General features: G+C 70.9%; 16 protein-coding genes. 6 read left to right on the top strand and 10 right to left on the bottom strand.

All coding sequences use genetic code 11. The annotated features are described in order from the left end of the window. Positions 1-668 precede the first annotated feature (668 nt). The 4 genes from ABZX22_RS43810 (at position 669) to ABZX22_RS43825 (ending at position 5112) form a co-directional block, all read left to right on the top strand. Positions 669-884, top strand: coding sequence for a hypothetical protein (locus tag ABZX22_RS43810; protein WP_354922848.1), 216 nt, complete (start codon positions 669-671; stop codon positions 882-884). A 261-nt stretch (positions 885-1145) separates the two neighbouring features. Then, positions 1146-2897, top strand: coding sequence for an FtsK/SpoIIIE domain-containing protein (locus ABZX22_RS43815; RefSeq protein ID WP_354922851.1), 1752 nt, complete (start codon positions 1146-1148; stop codon positions 2895-2897). Next, positions 2894-3259, top strand: a complete 366-nt coding sequence (locus ABZX22_RS43820) for a hypothetical protein (RefSeq protein WP_354922854.1) — start codon at positions 2894-2896, stop codon at positions 3257-3259. The genes ABZX22_RS43815 and ABZX22_RS43820 overlap by 4 nt, the downstream gene beginning before the upstream one ends. An 80-nt stretch (positions 3260-3339) precedes the next feature. Continuing rightward, entirely contained in the window at positions 3340-5112 is a 1773-nt protein-coding gene (locus ABZX22_RS43825; protein WP_354922888.1) for a replication initiator, read from the top strand. Positions 5113-5509: 397 nt separating this feature from the next. Here the strand turns inward: ABZX22_RS43825 and ABZX22_RS43830 are convergent, their stop codons facing one another. Continuing rightward, complete coding sequence (locus ABZX22_RS43830) at positions 5510-7003, bottom strand: recombinase family protein (protein WP_354922857.1); 1494 nt, start codon at positions 7001-7003, stop codon at positions 5510-5512. Positions 7004-7044: 41 nt separating this feature from the next. Here ABZX22_RS43830 and ABZX22_RS43835 point away from each other — a divergent pair, with 41 nt between their 5' ends. Both ABZX22_RS43835 and ABZX22_RS43840 read left to right on the top strand, forming a co-directional pair. Continuing rightward, positions 7045-7887, top strand: a complete 843-nt coding sequence (locus ABZX22_RS43835) for an ATP-binding cassette domain-containing protein (protein WP_354922890.1) — start codon at positions 7045-7047, stop codon at positions 7885-7887. Continuing rightward, complete coding sequence (locus ABZX22_RS43840) at positions 7884-8633, top strand: ABC transporter permease (RefSeq protein WP_354922860.1); 750 nt, start codon at positions 7884-7886, stop codon at positions 8631-8633. The genes ABZX22_RS43835 and ABZX22_RS43840 overlap by 4 nt, the downstream gene beginning before the upstream one ends. On the opposite strand, the gene ABZX22_RS43845 is transcribed toward ABZX22_RS43840, so the two are convergent. The 9 genes from ABZX22_RS43845 to ABZX22_RS43885 form a co-directional block, all read right to left on the bottom strand. Then, the gene (locus tag ABZX22_RS43845; protein ID WP_354922863.1) at positions 8613-9431 is read right to left on the bottom strand and encodes a MurR/RpiR family transcriptional regulator; all 819 of its coding nucleotides are present in this window, start codon (positions 9429-9431) and stop codon (positions 8613-8615) included. The two genes, ABZX22_RS43840 and ABZX22_RS43845, sit on opposite strands and share 21 nt — an antisense overlap. A gap of 226 nt (positions 9432-9657) precedes the next feature. Beyond that, on the bottom strand, positions 9658-11307 hold the full coding sequence (gene hutU / locus ABZX22_RS43850) for a urocanate hydratase (protein WP_354922866.1): 1650 nt from the start codon (positions 11305-11307) through the stop codon (positions 9658-9660). An 86-nt stretch (positions 11308-11393) separates the two neighbouring features. Further along, the gene (locus tag ABZX22_RS43855) at positions 11394-11651 is read right to left on the bottom strand and encodes a hypothetical protein (protein WP_354922869.1); all 258 of its coding nucleotides are present in this window, start codon (positions 11649-11651) and stop codon (positions 11394-11396) included. An 18-nt stretch (positions 11652-11669) separates the two neighbouring features. Continuing rightward, the gene (locus ABZX22_RS43860; RefSeq protein WP_354922871.1) at positions 11670-12665 is read right to left on the bottom strand and encodes a helix-turn-helix domain-containing protein; all 996 of its coding nucleotides are present in this window, start codon (positions 12663-12665) and stop codon (positions 11670-11672) included. Positions 12666-13006: 341 nt separating this feature from the next. Continuing rightward, entirely contained in the window at positions 13007-14773 is a 1767-nt protein-coding gene (locus ABZX22_RS43865) for an ABC transporter ATP-binding protein (RefSeq protein ID WP_354922873.1), read from the bottom strand. A gap of 158 nt (positions 14774-14931) precedes the next feature. After that, positions 14932-15633 (bottom strand): hypothetical protein, encoded by a 702-nt coding sequence (locus ABZX22_RS43870; protein WP_354922876.1) that lies wholly within the window; start codon positions 15631-15633, stop codon positions 14932-14934. A 6-nt stretch (positions 15634-15639) separates the two neighbouring features. Next, positions 15640-16377 carry a hypothetical protein gene (locus ABZX22_RS43875; RefSeq protein ID WP_354922879.1) on the bottom strand — a complete coding sequence of 246 codons (738 nt, stop codon included), beginning with the start codon at positions 16375-16377 and terminating at the stop codon, positions 15640-15642. A gap of 16 nt (positions 16378-16393) precedes the next feature. Further along, complete coding sequence (locus ABZX22_RS43880) at positions 16394-17149, bottom strand: hypothetical protein (protein ID WP_354922882.1); 756 nt, start codon at positions 17147-17149, stop codon at positions 16394-16396. Between the two features lie 4 nt (positions 17150-17153). Beyond that, a partial coding sequence (locus tag ABZX22_RS43885; protein WP_354922885.1) for a right-handed parallel beta-helix repeat-containing protein occupies positions 17154-19261 on the bottom strand: 2108 nt, incomplete at its 5' end.

Genomic DNA, 19261 nt, shown 5'->3' on the forward strand with positions numbered 1-19261 from the left:
GTTGCGGGCGGCCTGGCCGCTCCCGGCCGGGACCGGCCCCCAGGCCGCATGCCCGGCCGGGGAGGGCGGCCGGTTGGGCCGCCCGCGCGGGCCGCCCTTGGGCGGTCCGCCTTGATTTCTATGAGAACAATTCGGCAATGCGGACTGGGCGACATGCGATCTTGAGAGTCTCCGGCTGTGCGCTTTGTCCTGCAACCCGATGATTGCGGCGGGTGCGCTGATAGAAAAGAGTGCGTGATCACCCACTCCGGAATGATCATCTCGTGGCGGGGTGTCATCCTTCTAGCGCAGACAGGCTCCCCGCCACGGTCATCCGGATAGGTCTTTTTCGGATCGGCTGGAATAAGCCTTGAGAAAGCCGCGAATTTCGTGGAAATAATCGCAGGGTCCGGGAACTTTGGCGGTGGCTCGTTCGTTCTCTATAGGCCAGACCAATCGACCGGAGGAGGTGGTGTCACTTGCTACAGGGGCCGATACCGGTTCCACACGAGCTAGTGTTCCCCCACGGATGTTACGTGGTCGGGGACGTGAGTCCAGTACTCGATTTCGAGGCAAGCACGCCGAGTAAGCCGGTCCCGGCTCGGGACAAGCTCACTAATGAGCTGATGTGGCAGGTCCCGGTCATGGACGGGGACCCTTCGGTGAAAGCGTCCGCTAAGTCGGTCGCTGTGAAGATTCTTTCGCCGGTTGAGCCGGTGATTCCGGAAGCTCCTGCGGCGTTGGCCGCGTTGGGGCTGGCGCTGGTGCCGGTGGAGTTCGAGGGGTTGATGGTGACCCCGTACGTGAACGCCTCCAACCGGTTGGCGTATTCGTTCAAGGCGCGGGGCCTGCGAGCGGCGGTCAGCCCGTCGAAGGCTTCGGGCGCTAAGGCCGCTACGTCGTAGCGGGCGGATTGCTCGCCTTGCCGGTGGGGCGCGGGCGGGTGAAAGTGGTCGCGATCCCGTGTTGAGGGAGACGCGTATTTGATGGCGCGGTAGAGCCGCGTCGAGGAAGCCCGGCAGGGTAGGCCGCGCTGGTCGCGGTGAGGCCCCTTGGGGGCCGGGCATCGGGGCGCGCAAGAGGACCCGGACACACACAGATTCAGCCGTGATGCGGCGTCGTCGGCATCCGCTCTATGCGGGGCGGGTGTCGGCGGTGCTGCGGCTGTGGGCGCGCGCTATCCGCATACACACAGATCACTTTTGGCGAGGTCGGCGACCGCGTGCGCGGTCGTCGCGGTTCGTCGTCTTCGTCGTCCCTTCCTGCCGTGCGGCGGGCCGGGGTCGGCGTGGACGGCCTGGTCAAAGGAGGTGGTGCCCCAAGTGTTGCGCAAACTTCCCGGTGCAGAGGTAGACAACATCGTCGCGACCCGGCCGGAGACGTCGGTGGTGTGGCGGCCGACCGTGGTCAAGACCCCGGCGATCGTGGTCATCGTCGTCTGGCTGTGGCGGCTGATCTCCGGAACGATCAAGACTCTAGTCCGTCACCCGGTCGCCTGCGCGGTGACCGGGTCGGCCGGAGCGCTGTGGTATCTGGCGGGCTGGCGCGCTCTGGTCGCCGCCTACGTGACCTTCGGGCTCGGTAGTGCCTGCTGGGCGCTTGCCGATGCGGCGAGCTACGGCCGGTGGGTCGGCTGGCCGCTGGTGAGCTGGGCACGCTGGATGTGGGTGTACCGGCGTCACTGGCGGGCGGTGCTGGTCGGGGCCGGGCTGGGCGGCTCGTTCTGGGGCCGCGCCTACGTGCCCGACGTGCGGCGGGTGCGGTCCACGAGGCTGGCCGACCGGGTCACGGTCAAGATGCTGGCGGGTCAGTCGGATGAGTTGTGGGCGGATCGTTCGCCCAATCTCGCGCACGGGTTCGGCGCGGTTTCCTGCCGGGTGTCGGTGATCCGGCCGGGGTGGCTGCTGCTGTCCTTCCCTCGGGCTGATCTGCTGGCGGTCACGATCACGGCGCGGCCGATCCCGCGTCGGCCGGTGGTCGGGGCGGTGGAGATCGGTCTGGATGAGGAGGGGCGGCCGTTCCGGCTGAAGATTCACGGCACGCATGTGCTGGTCGCGGGGGCGACCGGGGCTGGGAAGGGGTCGTGGCTGTGGTCGGTTGTGCGGGCGCTGCTGCCCGCGCAGGAGGCGGGGCTGGTGCAGCTGTGGGGGCTGGACCCCAAGCTGATGGAGCTGTCGTTCGGCCAACAGCTCTTCACCCGCTATGCCGCGACCCCCGAGCAGTGCGCCGAACTGCTGGAGCTGGCCGTGACCTGGATGCAGGAGCGGGCCGGGCGGTATGCGGGTGTGCAGCGAAGCCACACCCCCACCACAGATGACCCGTTCGTGCTGGTGATCGTGGATGAGGTGGCGTTCCTGACCGCCTACCAGGCCGACCGGCAGTTGAAGGCGCGCATCCTGGCGGCGCTGTCCACGCTGACCACGCAGGGCCGGGCGGCCGGGTTCGCGGTCATGGCGCTGCTGCAAGATCCGCGAAAGGACGTGCTGGCGATCCGCAACCTGTTCCCGGACCGGGTGGCGCTCAGGCTGGACGAGCCGGAGCAGGTGGACATGGTCCTCGGTGACGGCGCGCGGGATCGGGGCGCGCTGGCCGATCAGATCCCGCGTGACCCGGATGACCCGGCGGTGGGGGCCGGGATCGGTTACGTGCGACTGGAGAACAGCCCCGACCCGGTGCGGGTGCGGGCGGCCTACGTCAGCGACGGCGATATCAGGCAGATGGTGGCGCGCTACTGCGTGCCCATGGACAAGCGAGGAGGCCGTGATGACGACGGTGATGGCGAGGAAGACGGCGGCTGCGGTGGCGGCCAACCAGACGGGACAGACGGCGGCACGGGCGAAGAAGGCGGCGAGATGGACGGCGGCAAGCGGAACGGTCGGCGCAAGGCGGGCGACGAGGAAGGGGGTGGTGCCCTATGACGATCTGGGTGGCCCTGGATGGGCTTCGGTGCGCGCTGTGCGGCACTGAGGGGAGCCTGTGGCAGGACGAGGTCCGGCTGATCGTGGAGTGCCGGGAGTGCGGGCACCGGGCAATGGTCGGCCGGGAGTACGACTTCGGCGACGCGGTCGAGGAGGTGGCCGCGCGGCTGGGCGGTGACGACGACTGGCCATACGGCGAGGACCTGGACCGCGTCTGCCTGCGGGCGGCGTTCCGGGAGGAGTTCGGTGAGGACCTGGACGAGGACCTGACCGACGAGCGGTACGGCGTCTGGGGCGCCTGGGAGGCAGACGAGCACGACACCGGGCGGGACAGCGGCGCCGATGCTTGGGGGGCCGCTTGAGCGATAGCGGGTACGACGGGGCGCGGGCTGGCGCGCGAGCGGGGGCACTGGGGGCGCTGGCTGAGGCGGGACTGCTGGAGCTGGAGACGGCCCGGCAGGTCGCGATCGATGCCGGGGTGTGTATCCGGCCGCTGGCCTTCCGGGTGACCGATCGGCATAGCGAGGCTGATCGGGTGGTGAACGTGGCGTGCGGGGCCAGGCTGGAGAGCAAGTGTCCGCCGTGCGCCAAGCGGATGCGGCAGTTGCGGGCGGCGCAGTGCTGGGAGGGCTGGCACCTGGAGGCCGAACCGGAGATCGAGCCTGCGGCGGGCTCGGACCGGAACGGCACGTCAGAGGGAGCAAGCGGCGAGACGGCGGGCGATGCGGCGATCGTGCCCGCTCGTGAGGTGGACGAGGATGAACGGGCTTGGCTGCGTCAGTTCCGGGACGAGCTTCACGGGCTGCGCGATGCCGCGATGGCGGCAGGCCGGGCGGAGGAGGCGGGCGACTGGGCGGCGGCGCTGGCCGGGCATGAGGCGGAGATGCGCGCCTTGGGCGTCTGGCCGGACGGCGGTGACGCGTCGGGGGAGGCGCAGGCCGCAAGCGGCGACGGGACAGCGGGGGCTGTCTCGTCTCGGCGGGTGCGCTCCACGCGGCGGCGGCAGGACGCTCCGGCCTTACCCAAGCGGGTGATGCGGGCGACCACGCTGGGCCGGACGTTCACCGGGCGGGACGGCAAGGTGTTTCGGCCGTCGCTGTTCGTGACGTTGACGCTGCCGTCCTACGGCCGGGTCAAGGACGGCGCGCCGGTCGATCCGGACGGCTACGACTATCAGCGGGCGGCGCGTGATGCGCTGCACTTCGCCAAGCTGGTGGATCGGCTGGTGCAGAACCTGCGGCGGGTGGCCGGGTTCGAGGTGCAGTACTTCGCGAGTGTGGAGCCGCAGCGGCGGCTGGCTCCGCATCTGCACATGGCGATCAGGGGCACGATCCCGCGTGCTGAGCTGCGGCGGGTCATCGCGGCCACCTACCACCAGGTGTGGTGGCCGCCGACCGGGGTGGTCGTCTTCGAGGGTGATCACCTGCCGGTGTGGCGGGAAGAGGTGGGCTACCTCGATCCGGCCACGGGTGAGGTGCTGCCCACGTGGGAGCAGGCGTTAGACGCCCTGGGGGCCGACCCGGACGCCACACCGCTGCACCTGATCCGCTTCGGCGAGCAGGCTGACATTCAAGGCGTGCTGGCCGGGACACCGGATGCGGACATGCGGGTCCGCTATCTCACCAAGTACCTGACCAAGAGCCTGGGGAATCCGCTCAACGAGGACCCGGGAGAAGGGGCGGACGGCAAGCGGGCGGTACGGGCTCGGCGGGCTCATGCGCGGCGGCTGTTGGAGGTGCTGCGGTGGGAGCCGTGTTCGCCTGGGTGCGCGAACTGGCTGCGTTTCGGGGTGCAGCCGAAGAACGCGCGTGCGGGGATGGTGCCGGGGTTGTGCCGGGGCAAGGCGCATCGGGCGGCCTATCTCGGCTATGCCGGGCGGCGGGTGCTGGTCTCGCGCAAGTGGACGGGCAAGACGCTGGGCGGCTATCAGCGGGCGCGGCGGGCCTGGGTGCTGGAGGCGCTCGGCATCGCCGATCAGGAGGGGAGCGATCCGGGCCGGTATGTGTGGCAGCAGCTCAAGCCGGATGACCCGCGTCTGGGGTCGCTGGCGATGCGGTTGCTGCGGATGGTCGCCGAGCGGCAACGCGGCCGGGAGCTGATCGCGCAAGCGGGCACGGCAGAGGAAGGGGGTCATTCTTTCGGCAACGGCGGGGCGCGTGGGCCAAGCCCGCACCGGGGTGAGGCTGCGACACAGCTCGGTCAGGGGTCGGCGTGAGGGCCGCCATCGGGAAGGCGTGCCGTAGGCGCCGCTTCGGGGTTCGGTTCTTCTCCCCTGTGATCATCGGCCGGCCGCGATCCGGAGGTCAGCCACCGCTGCCCGAGGGCGGGTGGGCGGGATGGCCAGAGGAGGTGGCACGCCACGGCGGCTGAGGCGGTCAGCGGGCAGGGGCAGGCAAGGGCGGATGAGGGTTCGGGGCTCGTGCAGGAGCGGGAGCCGGAGGACAAGACTGATCTTGTTGCGTGCGCTCGGGCGCTGGTCGCGCGTTGGCCCCGGCTGACGCAAGATCAGCGGGACCGGTTGGCGCTGGTGCTGAGAAGCGGGGATTAGGGTGATCACTGGGGTGCCCCTGCCGTCTAGGACTCGGCGGGGGCACACCCGTGAGCAGAGACGGCTATTCCTGCGGGGCCGGGGTGATCGGGTCGATGATCACGCGGTCGGTGATGTGCGGGCGCTTGCCCCGGCCGGTCGGCTTCAAGGTCACGGTCATGATCGCCTTGATCACCTCGCGGCGGGCGCTGACCCCCAACCCCTTCCACACCTTACGGGCCGCGTGCTCGGTATCGACCCCGACGAAGGGTGCCAGCGGGGAGGCGTCGGCGACATCGTCAAGGGCGCGCTCGATCTCCTCGATCCTGAGCTTGGCGCGCTTGAGCCCGGCCAGATACTCGGGCCGCTCGATCAGCATCGCCGAGTAGTCCTCGGTCAACTGGATCTTGCGCTGACGCAGGGCGATCAACTCCGTGCGCAGAGCCGTCACGTCCACCCCGCTCGTCGGCGGGATGACCAGGTCGGCGGCGTCCCTGGCCAAGATCGTGATAGCCACCGTTTCCACCCACTCATCCAGCTCGGCTTGCGGGCAGGTGGCGTGTCCCTTGCCGCCGCTCTGGCATCGATACACCGGCCGGTCGGCCCTGTCGCCCGCGCTGTGTACGCGGGTGGTCTCACCGCAGGGGCATCGGTAGGTGCCGCTACCCAACCAGCGGGCGGCCGGTCCGGGCGTGGTCGTGCGGGCTGGATCATTCAGCTTGGCAGTGATCGTCCAAAACGCGTCCTCGCTGATGATCGCATCCCACGGGGCGCGAGCAACCACGTCTTCGGGCGCATACCGCTTACGTCCCTCGCCGGGCTTGTGCACCATGAGGGCGGCATTGCGGGGCCGCAGCAGCACATCACGAACGGTGGTGGCGCGCCAGGGCAACCCGTTGGCGCTGGGAATGCCTCGCTCGCGAAGATCACACGCGATGCTCTTACAGCTCGGTCCCTTCGGCTTGCCGAAGTTCGGCAACAGCACCAGATTGGACATCTTCACGATCTCTGCGGCTTCCTCCGGCCGGACGGTGACCCCGTCCGCCTCGAACCCATAGGGGCGGGGACCGCCGCCGAACTGCCCCGCCTCGGCCTGACGCAGACGCGCACGGCTCACCCGTCGCGCGGTGTCCTTGCTCGCCTTGTTGGACATCGCGCACATGACACGCGCCATGGTGATACCCGCGTCGCTGGTCAACTGGCAGGAGCCGGTCAGGCTCTCGCACGTCACCGCGAACTTGGACTCCTCGACCACGTCAATCAGGTCTTCGAGATCGCGCGGCTGGCGAGCCAGACGGTCAAGATCCAACACCACAAGTACGTCAATCTGACGCGCGGCCAGCACCTCCAGCGCGCGACGGAACTTGGGCCGCACCGTGCGCAGCTCGGTTCGCCCATTCGGAAGCTTGATCTTGCGGCGCTTGAACGCGCTGGTGTCGTTCTCCACCAACACGTGTTCCTCGGCCAGCCTCCACCCGCGCCGGGCGACGAACGCCCGCATGTCCTTGACCTGGTCGTCCACGCCTTTGGTGTCGTCGGCGTCGCTGATCCTGGCGAGGATGCCCGCTCGCTTGGTCATGTCCGTTCCTCCCTCTGTTGCGTGATCGCTGATCTCATTCTATCGCGAAGAACTGTCAAAACTCCTGGTCGGGCAAGACCACCACGATCAGGATGCTCGCCACCCTCATCCTCCCCGACGGGGGAACCGCCAGGATCGCCGGGCACGACCTGGTCAAGGAGCCGGGCGCGATCCGGCGCAAGCTCGGCTACGTCAGCCAGGCCGGCGGGGTGGAGGAGCAGAACACCCCCCGCGCGCAGGTCGTGTTCGCCGCCAAGATCTACGGCGTGCCCGACCCGGCGGGTGCGGCCGACGAGATCCTCAGGAAGATGGACCTCGCCGAGATCGCCGACCGGCCCGGCCGTACCCTCTCCGGCGGCCAGAAGCGCCGCGTCGCCATCGCCCTCGGGCTGGTCCACAGCCCTCCGCTGCTGTTCCTCGACGAGCCGACCACCGGCCTCGACCCGCAGAACCGCGCCAACCTCTGGGACCGGATCAGGGAGCTGCGCGAGCGGGGCACCAGCGTCCTGCTGAGCACGCACTACCTGGAGGAGGCCGACGCCCTGTGCGACCGCCTCGCGATCGTGGACCACGGCGTCGTGGTGGCCGAGGGCACGCCGGCCGAGCTGAAGCGGTCGGTGTCCGGCGACGTGGTCACCCTCAGGCTCGACGAACTGGACGAGGCCGCCCGGGTGCTGGGCCCGCTGGCCAAGCGGACCCGCGTCGGCGAGGGCATGCTGCGCGTCTACGTCGACGACGGCGAGCACGCGCTGCCGGCGCTGCTGCGCACGCTGGAGGCCGAGGGCCTCTCCCTGCGCTCGATCGCGCTCGAGCGGGCCACGCTCGACGACGTCTTCCTGGCCAAGACCGGCCGGTCCCTGCGCGACACCGGAGCCGCCGCATGATCCGCGACACGTCCCTGTTCTTCGGCCACGAGGTCAGGAACACCCTGCGCAACCCCGTCTGGCCGCTGTTCGGCATCATCCAGCCGGTGATGTACCTGCTGCTGTTCGCGCCGCTCTACGCGGGCATGGCCTTCCAGGGCGACATGGGCCAGGCGCTGACCTCCTTCGCGCCCGGCATGCTGGTGATCACCGCGCTGTTCGGCTCGATGGGCGTCGCCTACGGCACCATCTACGAGATCCGCAGCGGCGTGCTGGAGCGGATCGCGGTCAGCCCCGCGTGGCGGCCCGCGATCGTGCTCGGCCGGATGCTGCGCGACGTGGTCGCCCTCATGATCCAGTCGCTGGCGGTGATCCTCATCGCGCTGCTGATGGGGCTGCGCATCGGCCTGCCCGGCCTGATCCTCATGCTGCTGCTGCTCGGCGTCACCGGCCTGTTCGCCTCCGGCGTCGCCTACGGCCTGGCGCTCGGCCTGCGCGACGAGAACGCGATGGGCCAGATCATGCAGTTCTTCGCCCTGCCGCTGATGCTGCTGTCGGGCGCGCTGCTGCCCATGGCGCTCGGCCCCGACTGGCTGGAGAAGGTCGCCTGGTTCACACCCTTCTACCACCCCGTCGAAGCGGGACGCGCCCTGTTCGCCGGCACGCTGACCGACCTGTCGATCCCCCTGGCGTTCGGCATCATGCTCGCCCTCGCGGCGGTGACCGTCACCCTGTCGGTCCGCTCCCTACGCAGGCTCGCCGGCTGACAGGAACGTGCCCGTCTCCTCCGTCATCCGCTCGTACTCCTCGAGCCTGGCCTGCGTCCGCAGCGGCGCGGCGTCGGCCATCGCCTCCACCAGCGCCATGGCCAGGGCGAGCGGGGCCGCGTGGGAGTCGAACACCAGCCGCTCCCCGACCGGCGCGTCCAGCACGACGTCGGCGGGGAAGCCCGGCCGGTCGGTGATCACCGCCGTCCTGAGCCCGAGCTTGGCCGCGTACTCCAGCGCGTGCACGGTTTCGGCTGGATATCGCGGCAGGACCACCGCGAACACCCATTCGGCGCCCGCCCTGCGGGCCGCGTGCAGCCCGTCGACCAGCTCGGAGCCGCCGTGGACGAGCAGGCGGACGTCGGGGTGGACGCGCCTGGCGAAGTAGGCGAACGTGGTCGCGAGCCCGGAGGAGACGCGCAGCCCGAGCACCGGCAGCGGTTCGGCGGCGGCCAGCGACTCGCCCAGCTCCTTGAGCGGCAGGCCGTTCAGGCGGTCGCGGATCAGCGTGAGGTTGCGGATCTCGTCGTCGATCGCGCCCCTGAGCAGGCTGCCGCCCTCGGGCCTGCCGCCGAGCACGAGAGGCCGCAGGGCCTGCCGCAGCTCGGGGTAGCCGCCGAAGCCCAGCACCATCGCGAACCTGGTCACCGAGGGCTGGCTCACGCCCGCCCGCTCGGCCAGCTCCACGCTGGACAGGAAGATCGCCTCGTCCAGGTGGTCGGACAGGTAGTGCGCGATCCGCCGCTGCACGGGCGACAGGCGCCTGCCGTCCAGCAGCCCCTCAAGTCCGTCCCTCACGCCACCTCCAACACACCGACCTGCCCAACCCCTTCCCGTCACCCGGGTAAGGGCACTCTGTCCCCGAAGCCCGGCTCGGCCCCGCAGGACGTCCGCCGGTGACCGCCGGCGCGTCGTGCGGGGCGAGCGGCGGCGCTCTCCGGGAGGACGCGGGGCCGGTTGCCGGCGGCGCCGTTCTCGTGGACGACGTCCGCCGGTGACCACCGGCTCCCGCGCCGGCGGGCCGTCAGGACTCGCGCATCGGGATGCGGACGCCGCGCTCGTCGGCCACCGTCACCGCCTCGTCGTAGCCCGCGTCGACGTGCCGCATGACGCCCGTGCCCGGGTCGTTGGTGAGCACCCTGTTGAGCTTCTCCCCCGCCAGGGCCGACCCGTCGGCGACGGTCACCTGCCCCGCGTGGATCGAGCGCCCGATGCCCACCCCGCCGCCGTGGTGGATGGACACCCAGGCGGCGCCCGACGCCGTGTTCAGCATCGCGTTCAGCAGCGGCCAGTCCGCGATCGCGTCCGAGCCGTCCGCCATGGCCTCCGTCTCCCTGTACGGCGAGGCCACCGACCCGCAGTCAAGGTGGTCGCGCCCGATGACGACCGGCGCCTGGAGCTCGCCCGAGGCCACCATGTCGTTGAAGCGCTCGCCGGCCAGGTGGCGCTCGCCGTACCCGAGCCAGCAGATCCGCGCGGGCAGGCCCTGGAAGTGGACCTTCTCCCCCGCCATCCTGATCCACCGGGACAGCCCCTCGTTCTCGGGGAAGAGCTCGAGGATCGCCCTGTCGGTCGCCGCGATGTCGGCGGGGTCGCCGGACAGGGCCGCCCAGCGGAACGGGCCCTTGCCCTCGCAGAACAGCGGCCTGATGTAGGCGGGCACGAAGCCGGGGAAGTCGAAGGCCCTGGCGTAGCCCGCCAGCTGGGCCTCGCCGCGGATGGAGTTGCCGTAGTCGAAGACCTCCGCGCCCGCGTCCTTGAACCCGACCATGGCCTCGACGTGCCTGGCCATCGACTCGCGCGCCCTGGTGGTGAACCCGGCGGGGTCCTTGTCGCGCTCGGCGGCCATGTCGTCGAAGGCGACGCCGATCGGCAGGTACATCAGCGGGTCGTGGGCCGAGGTCTGGTCGGTCACGATGTCGATCTCGGCGCCGCGGGCCAGCAGCTCGGGCACGGCCTCGGCGGCGTTGGCCACAACGCCGATGGACAGCGGCCTGCGCTGGTCGCGGGCCTCGTAGGCCAGGCGGAGCGCCTCGTCGAGGGTGGCGGCCTCGACGTCGAGGTAGCGGTGCTCGATGCGGCGGGTGACGCTGCGCGGGTCGCAGTCGATGCAGATGGCCACGCCGCCGTTCATGGTGACGGCCAGCGGCTGGGCGCCGCCCATGCCGCCGAGCCCGGCGGTCAGGGTGATCGTCCCGGCCAGCGAGCCGCCGAAGCGCTTGGCGGCCACCGCGGCGAAGGTCTCGTAGGTGCCCTGGAGGATGCCCTGCGTGCCGATGTAGATCCAGGAGCCCGCCGTCATCTGGCCGTACATGGTCAGGCCGGCGGCCTCGAGGCGGCGGAACTCCTCCCAGTTGGCCCAGTCGGGAACGAGGTTGGAGTTGGCGATGAGGACGCGTGGCGCCCATTCGTGGGTGCGGAAGACGCCCACGGGGCGACCCGACTGCACCAGCAGCGTCTCGTCACCTTCCAGGGTGGTGAGCGTGCGGGTCAGGGCGTCGAACGAGGGCCAGTCGCGCGCGGCCTTGCCCGAGCCTCCGTAGACGACGAGCTGCTCGGGGTGCTCGGCGACTTCCGGGTCCAGATTGTTCTGGAGCATCCGGAGCGCGGCCTCCTGCGGCCAGCCCTTGGCGGTGAGCGTGGTGCCTCGCGGCGCGCGCACGGTACGGCTCATGCCTCTTCCCTCCTGAATGAACATATTCATCTATGTCACTCGAAGGGTACAACGCCTGCTCCCGTCGACAACCCCGCGACCCCGTGTCAGGGCCGGTCCGGGTACTGCCACCGCTCCGTGCGCTCGTCCCAGCGGGAGCCGGGGGGCGGCACGTCGTCGCGGCGGTCCGCCGGGTGGCTCTCCATCAGCCACTGCCACCAGATCCAGCCCGCCAGCGCCGGCAGGCCCACCAGGACCAGCGAGAACTTCCAGCCGCCCGGCACGAAGACGGCCACCACCAGCGCGACGAAGAGCACCACCACGGCCGCCGCCAGCGCGAGACCGATCTTCTTCCAGAACGACATGCGACCTCCTGGGTCAGGTCAGCGGGTGCCGCGCAACAGCGCGTCGCCCGATTCGGTGATCTGGTGCAGCATCAGGTTGGCGTGCCGGGTGCTGACGATCAAGCCCGCCTGCCGGAGCACTCGGGCGTGCTCGCTGGCGCTGGAGGTGGGCACCCCCGCCCGCCGCGCCAGCTCGGTCGTGCTGCATCCGGGGGCGAGCCCGACGCACCGCAGCACCGCCGCCCTGGTCTTGCCCAGCAGTTCGGCCAGCGCGTCCCCGCCCGTCTTCCGGCCTGCGACGCCGGTGCGCGCCACCGGGTAGACCAGCACGGGCGGCAGGCCGGGGTCGGCCAGTGTCACGGGCGCGGTCCTGCAGAAGTAGCTGGGGATGAGCGTCAGCCCGCGCCCGCGCAGGCGCAGTTCCCTGTCTCCGGCCGGGTAGTCGACCTCCAGGACGGGGGCGCGCCACCGGACCTTGGGCGACAGCTGGGTGAACATGCCCTCGACGCCGCCGTCGGCCAGGTGCCTGACCCTGGTGCCGCGGTCCTGGCTGACGGCCCGCTCCACCTCGCCCCAGTGCTCGCCGAGCGCCGTCTGGAAGTACCCGGCCGCGACCGCGGCCAGCCTGCGCATGGCCGGGCCGTCGTCGGGGAGCGACTCCAGGTGGGCCGGCAGCCCGTGCCGGGCGCGCAGCAGGTCGAGCTCGCGCCGCACCCTGGCGGGCGGCGTGTCGAGGATGGCCTGGATGCCCTCCTCGACGCCCTGCTGCGCCTCGATCGGGGTGAGGAAGTCGGGGAAGTAGGCCGCGCGGGGCGCCAGCGGCACCAGCATCCTGCGCACGTCCTGCAGCAAGCCGGTCTCGGCGAGCTTGGCGCGCGCCCGCCGCCGCCATTCGGCCATGGCGGCGCCGCCGTCGCCGGCCTGGAAGCGGTGCAGGCTGGCCACCGTCTCCCACAGCGGATCGGCCCGTGAGGCGATCCGTACGCGTGCGAGGTCGTCGCCGGTGAAAATGATGCGCAATATGCCGCCCGCCATGCGTCGCAGTCTCGCGGGGGGCGCTTGCAAAAGCCTGAAAGTTAAATTGCTGACCCGAAATATACCGACATAGCTGGGTTATTCGGGTGAGCCTGAAACTGCATGACACTTCGCTGCGCGAAGTGCTGGACTTGATCTCGCCTGAGGGGGCATTCGGCTGGTCCACAACGACGGTTTCTGGAGGCGATACAGGGGAGTCTCCAGCAGCCGTACGGCCCGCGCGGGCGCGCGAGCCGTACGCGATCATCAGCAAGGGAAGCCCGGCATCACCCTGACGGCTTCGTCGCCACCGGGCCGGATGACGGCCGCCCCTGCGAGCAGCGGCCCTCGCTCTTCGTGGATCATGAAACGAGGAACTGGGTGGCGGCCAGCTCCCGGTAGAGCTCGTCGGAGCCCACCAGCTCGTCGTGGGTGCCGACCGCCCGCACACCGCCCGACTCCATCACCACGATGCGATCGGCGTTGGTGACGGTGGACAGCCGGTGCGCGATCACCAGCACCGTCGTCTCTCTCGCCACCTCGGCGATCACCTCACGCAGGCGGAGCTCGTTGACCGCGTCGAGCTGCGAGGTGGCCTCGTCCATCAGCAGCAGTCGCGGCCTGCGCAGCAGCGCCCGCGCGATGGCGACCCGCTGGCGTTCGCCGCCGGACAGCAGCACGCCGCGGTGGCCGACCGGCGTCTCGAGCCCGTCGGGCAGCCTGGCGACCAGGTCGTCGAGCCTGGTGCGGGTCAGCGCCCTGCGCAACTCGTCCTCGGTCGCGTCCGGCGCGGCGAACAGCAGGTTCTCCCTGAGCGTGCCCGCCAGCACGGGGGCGTCCTGCTCGACATAGCCGAGCGCGGCGCGCAGCCGCTCCAGCGGCCAGTCGCGGATGTCCACGCCGCCGACCTCGATCAGCCCGTCCTGGTGCTCGTAGAAGCGCTCGACCAGCGCGAACACCGTGGACTTGCCCGCGCCCGACGGTCCGACCAGCGCGGTCAGCCCTCCCGGCGGCACGTCGAAGGTCACGCCGTGGTGGACCGGCGCCCGGTCATCGCCGTAGCTGAACACCACGTCCTCGAAGCGCACCCCGACGGGCTCGTCCCCGCCGGGGGCCACGCGGGTGTCCTGGCCGGCCGGTTCGCCCGGCAGGTCCTCGATCTCACGGATGCGCTTGAGCGCGGCCAGGCCGTTCTGCAGTTGCACCGCGCCCTCGACCAGCTGGCCGATCGGGGCGACCAGGTAGAACAGGTACAGCAGGAAGGCGATCAGCGCCGAGACCTCCAGCGTGCCGGCGGCGACGCGGGCGCCGCCGACGGCCAGCACGCACAGGAAGGCGACCTGCACCGCCATCCACGTCGAGACCCCGGCCAGCGAGGTCCAGCCGGCCACCTGCAGCCCCTTGTCCTTGGCGCGTTCGGCGGCCGCCCCGATCTCGGCGACCTCGCGCTCCTCCGCGCCGCTCGCCTTGACCGTGCGGTAGGCCTGCAGGGCCCGGTCGAGCACCGCGCCCATCTCGCCGACGGCCTCCTGGGCCTGGTGCTGCGCCCGCTGGATGCGCGGCATGACCAGCGCGGTCATGCCGCCGATCAGCACCACGACCAGCAGCGTGACCAGCAGGAGCACGCCGTCCATCAGCGCCATCATGACGATCGCGCCGATCAGCATGAACACCGCGGCGATCGAGTCCACGATGCCGTTGGTGAGCACCGACCGCAGCAGGGTGGTGTCGCCGGTGACCCTCGACAGCAGGTCGCCCGGCTTGAGCCGGTCGACGTCGGCGACCTTCAGCCGCAGCATCCTGTCGACGAGCCTGCGCCTGGCGCCCAGCACGATGCCCTCGCCGGTGCGTTCCATCAGGTAGTTGCCGCCGGCCGAGACCACCGCGCCGATGACGACGGCGACCGTCAGCGCGATCAGCGGGCCGGTCATCGACCGTTCCGCGCCGAAGGCGTCGACCACGTACTTGGCCAGCAGCGGCATCGCCAGTCCCGCGGCCGAGCCGACCAGGCCGAGCAGCCCGCCGGCGACTAAGATCTTCCGGTGCGGCCCGAGGTAGGCCAGCAGGAGCCTGAAGGGTGGCTTCTCCCCCTCGGCGGCCTGCGCTGTCTCGCGGTTGTCGCCGCTCACGTTTCTCCGTCCCCGTCACATACGTCCACAGACATTCTGGGTCGCGGCACGGCCGCGCGCGCTCAGGGAAATCACCCACCTTTCCCTGATTGCCGCGGTACGCGCATGCGTCAACCTAGATTGACGCATGGCGGAAGTCAAGCGAAGTTGACGCGCCTTCAGTCGATCTCGGGGACGTCGGGGACGTCGTGGTCCGCGTCGCCGTCGTCGGCGCGGCGAAGCTTGATGTCCTCGGCCCACGCGTAGGCGAAGCGCCTGATCTCGTGCAGCCGCTCCTCGTCGACGCCGTAGGCCATGAACGCCTCGTCGGCCAGCAGGTCGACGCTTTCCAGGCGCTGGATCAGGTCGTCGAGCAGCCAGTCCTCCTCGAAGGCGGCGCCCAGGCGCTCGAGCTCGCGGAAGGAGTAGCGGGTGGCCGCCGCGGCGACGTCGACGAAATCCTTGGGCAGGCCCCGCCCGTGCAGCGCCCGCACCTTGAGGCCCACCGCGTCGTCCTGGCCGACCACCCGGTAGCCCTCCAGTGCCAGCGGCCGGTCCCTGAGCGGCTCCCTGAGCAGGCTGACCGTGCACCGCTCGCCGCCGGCCTCGTCGCGCACGACCATCCGCGCCACCCGCTCGGTCGCGTCGGCCGGCGTCACCGACAGGCCGTGCCGCCGCAGCTCGGCGGCCAGCTCCGCGGCGACCTCCGGCAGCGGGACGCCCCGGTCGGTGGCCAGCACGAGGTCGTCGCCCGGCCGGTCGGTGAGCCCGTGGGCGGTCATCGCGTGACCGCCGGCCAGCAGCAGGCCGTGGCGCTCGCGGACGTCCGGAGCGGCCTCGATCAGCCGCGCGTGGAACGCGGGAACTCTCACGGTGACCACATGCCCTCATTCATGCGTGCGCCTCTTGCGGGTCGATGGAAGGTCGTGCCGTCCGGAGACGAACTCCTGAACCGCGATCTTGACCTTGATCACCGGCCGGCGCCAGCGCTCCTCGCGGCGCAGCGCCGTGGCCATCTTGCGGGGCGACCTGACCGCGAAGAACCAGTGCGCCCAGGGCGAGCCGGGCCTGGCCAGCCGCAGCGCGCCGACCACCAGCAGCGGAGGCAGGAACAGGCCCACCAGGCCCGTCCAGATCTTGCCCTTGAGCAGCGTGATCACGGCGAGCGCCAGGTTGGCGAGCAGCAGCCACCATGGGGCGACGCGGCCGACCTCCCAGGTCAGCGGGCGCAGCCCGATCAGCAGCAGCCCGGTGACGGCGAGCGCGACGAAGACGGCGTCGACGGAGGTGCGGCCCTCCTCCTCCCAGTACACGTCGTGCAGGTGGAGGATGAGCGCGAACTCGTCCAGCACCAGCGCCGCGCCGACGCCGAAGACCGCGGCCGCCACCGCCGACCCCGCGGCGACCAGTCCGCTGACGCCGCCGACCAGCATGAGGACCACGCCGAAGACGACGTGGTGGATGTGCATCTCGCCGACGCTGACGTTGCGGAACCAGCCGATCTTGGCGCGGATGAGCCTGACGTTGATCCGGGTGGCGACGAAGGCCACGATGAGCGCGACGAAGAAGCAGAACAGCGGCAGCCGTCCTGTGTCAACGATGCGTTCCCTGATCCAGTCCCCCATGTACCTGTAAGTCAGGCTACCCAGCGCGGGCCCGCAGCGCCTTGCGATATTCCTCGGCGACCAGGGCCTGGCGCACGTTGTCGCGGACCCTCTCGAACGGCGGGGCGCCCCGACCCGCCATCAGCCGGTACTGCTCGCGCAGCCGCCGCTCGGACAGCTCCAGCGTGGCGGCGTGGACCTTGCTGAGCGCCGAGTCGAGCTCGGCGGCGCGCACCCCGGCGTAGGTGTGCTCGTCGTAGGACGGCACCCCGGGCAGCGGCCGTCCCTCGCGGGCGGCCCGCGCGCGGCGCGCGTTCTCCTCGGCGAGCTCACGCTGGAATCCCTGCTCGCTGACATCGGCGAGCAGCCCCGCCTCCCGCGCCCACACCCGCCTGACCTTGTCGAGGACGGCCGCGCGCACCGCCCTGTCGCGCAGCGCCCGGCGCGGCGTGACCCCGGCGTGCGCCCGGTCCCAGAAGCCGGGACCGAGCGTGAGGCCGTACCGGGTGTACTCGGAGAGCACCTCGGCGCGGGCGGTCTCGGCCGCCCTCAGCACCTCGGCCCCCACCACCGGCTCGCCCTCGACCAGGGTGACCCGGTCGCCGGGCCGCAGGCCGAGCACCTCGGAGACGGTCGCGGAGGCGGCCAGGCCCCGCGGTGGGGGCGTGCCGCCTCCGCCCCGGGTGAGCGCCACGACCAGGGCGACCAGGACGGCGACGCCCACGACCGCCGCGGCGGCCGCCCTGCCGAGCGGGAAGGCGCGGCGCCTGATCCCCGGCGTGGCGCTCCTCATGACCTCAGCTCGCGATCTTCATGTCGAAGACGTGGAAGCCGGCGTCGGCCAGCGGGCTGCCCTGCGGGAACGTCACGGTGGCGACGGTCTTGGCGGGGTCGAGCGGCACCGCGTAGCCGAACACCGACACGCCCGACTCGGTGGTCTGCCCGGTGGCCGGGTTCCGGTAGCTGGTCTGGGTCCTGTTGTGGTAGGTCGCGCGGGCCACGACGACGCCGCCCTCGGGCGCTGTCGCGTCCCACTGGTCGCCGAAGCGCACGGTCTTCTCCTCGACGCTGCCGTCGGTGTAGGTCACCGTGAAGACGCCCTCGCGCACCTTGAACGCCCCGGCGCCGAGCAGCACCAGCCGGTCGCCGCGGCCCTCGAGCCTGACGGTCTGCCCGGCCGCCTTCACGTTGTCGGTCCAGCCGTAGGGGCGGGGGTGCCAGACGAAGTCCGCGCCCAGCACGCTGACCGTCGCCCCGGGGACCAGACCCGCCTTCTCCAGGCCCTGACCCGAGTAGCTACGGCCGCTGGTGGAGAAGCCGCCGGTGTTGGGGTTGTGGTCGGAGCTGACGCCGACGTTGTTGTAGGCCTTCTCGATGGACTCGTGGACCACCGCCGGTACGGCGGCGCCGTTGTAGGCCCCGCGCGAGACGCTCCCCTCGACCGGGTTGCCGAAGTAGTCACGCCCGCCCACACCCTCGACGAGGGAGCCTGAACCGAGCGCCGGGGAGCCGGCGACCAGCTTGTAGCCGTCCACGTCGCCGTAGCCGGTGGCGGTACCGGGGGCGGCCAGCCCGGGGTCGGCGGTGATCGCCTCGGCGTCCGAGGCGGGCGCGGTCACGCCGCCGTAGTAGACGTTGGCGTCGTAGGTGATGCCGGGCGCCGCCGGCAGCGTGCCCGACGGGGCGTAGATGATGTTGTTGGCGATCCTGGAGTTCCCGGTGGGCACCGCCCAGTCCACCTTCTGCGAGGAGCAGAAGAAGGTGTTGTTGTGGATCCACAGCGGGCTGCGGTTGTCGCCCGCGGCGTTGCCGGCGATCCTGCAGTCGTCCTGGGCGATGTTGAAGCGCAGGATGGCGGTCGCCTGGTAGTTCGGGAACTCGGTGCAGCTCTGGCAGCCGAGATAGAAGCCGCCCGCGTTGTCGTGGGAGTAGTTGTACTGGTAGACGCAGGAGCCCTTGATGCCGCCGTCGCAGTCCCACGCGGTGGAGTCGAAGATCGTGGGCCGCTGCCTGGTGACCTCGTTGTACTGGAAGACGGGGTCGACCGAGTTGATCGGCCACATGCCGGCGAAGTTGCCGTCGACGTACGGGTACTTGCCCGCGCCGCCCTCATCGAACAGGTTGTGCTCGATCAGCGGCTTGTCGGAGGCGTGCACGACGATGCCGTCGCCGCCGACCGCGCGGATGGTGTTGCGGGCGAGGTAGACGTTCTTGTGGTAGTCCGTGCCCTTGCGGCTGATCTTGATGCCACCGCCGCCGGTGTCGTGGATGTAGTTGCCCGTGATCGTGATGCCGTCGAGGTAGCCGACCTTGCCCTCGGGCAGCGCCTGGATGCTGATGCCCGCCGAGTAGGCGAACCAGGAGGAGTTGGCGCCCGTCTTGTTACCCCAGCCGGCGACGTCGGAGATCTCCAGGTCACGCAGGACCAGCCCGGCCTTCGGCTCGGGGGTCGTCGAGTTGTACTGGATGCCGGTCCGCTTGGCGGTGGTGGGGGCCGGGTTGGTGATGTGCAGCTTCTCGATGGTGACGTGGCTGTTGTCGACCAGGTGGACGGCCCACTCACCGCCGTCGCCCTGGATGATCGGCTTGGGGCCCTCGCCGTAGGAGGTGAACACGATCGGGTGGTCGGCGCTGCCCGAGCCCTTCGGCTCCAGGCGGCCGGCGCACACGGTCCCGGCCCGGAACTTGACCTTCGTCTTGGGGCCGAGCTCCAGCGCGTTGACGGCGGCCAGAGCGTTGATCGGAGAGGCGGCGTCGCTGCCGGAGCCGCCGTCGGGGGCCTGACAGTCGACGAAGACGTTGCGGGCCGGCGCGGCCGCCGCCGGGGTGGCGGCCAGGCCGGTCGATTCGACGAAGTCAACCAGGGTGGGGCTGACGTTCTTGGAGTCGCCGAACCCGAAGTGGC

It is taken from the genome of Nonomuraea sp. NPDC003804, assembly GCF_040610675.1.
In the GTDB taxonomy this organism is placed as follows: Bacteria; Actinomycetota; Actinomycetes; order Streptosporangiales; family Streptosporangiaceae; genus Nonomuraea.

Bases quoted from the DNA above. Each gene is read 5' to 3' on its own strand.
- ABZX22_RS43820 (WP_354922854.1), top strand. From the start codon at position 2,894: ATGACGATCTGGGTGGCCCTGGATGGGCTTCGGTGCGCGCTGTGCGGC.
- ABZX22_RS43830 (WP_354922857.1), bottom strand. From the start codon at position 7,003: ATGACCAAGCGAGCGGGCATCCTCGCCAGGATCAGCGACGCCGACGAC.
- ABZX22_RS43840 (WP_354922860.1), top strand. From the start codon at position 7,884: ATGATCCGCGACACGTCCCTGTTCTTCGGCCACGAGGTCAGGAACACC.
- hutU (WP_354922866.1), bottom strand. From the start codon at position 11,307: ATGAGCCGTACCGTGCGCGCGCCGCGAGGCACCACGCTCACCGCCAAG.
- ABZX22_RS43855 (WP_354922869.1), bottom strand. From the start codon at position 11,651: ATGTCGTTCTGGAAGAAGATCGGTCTCGCGCTGGCGGCGGCCGTGGTG.
- ABZX22_RS43860 (WP_354922871.1), bottom strand. From the start codon at position 12,665: ATGGCGGGCGGCATATTGCGCATCATTTTCACCGGCGACGACCTCGCA.
- ABZX22_RS43875 (WP_354922879.1), bottom strand. From the start codon at position 16,377: ATGGGGGACTGGATCAGGGAACGCATCGTTGACACAGGACGGCTGCCG.
- ABZX22_RS43880 (WP_354922882.1), bottom strand. From the start codon at position 17,149: ATGAGGAGCGCCACGCCGGGGATCAGGCGCCGCGCCTTCCCGCTCGGC.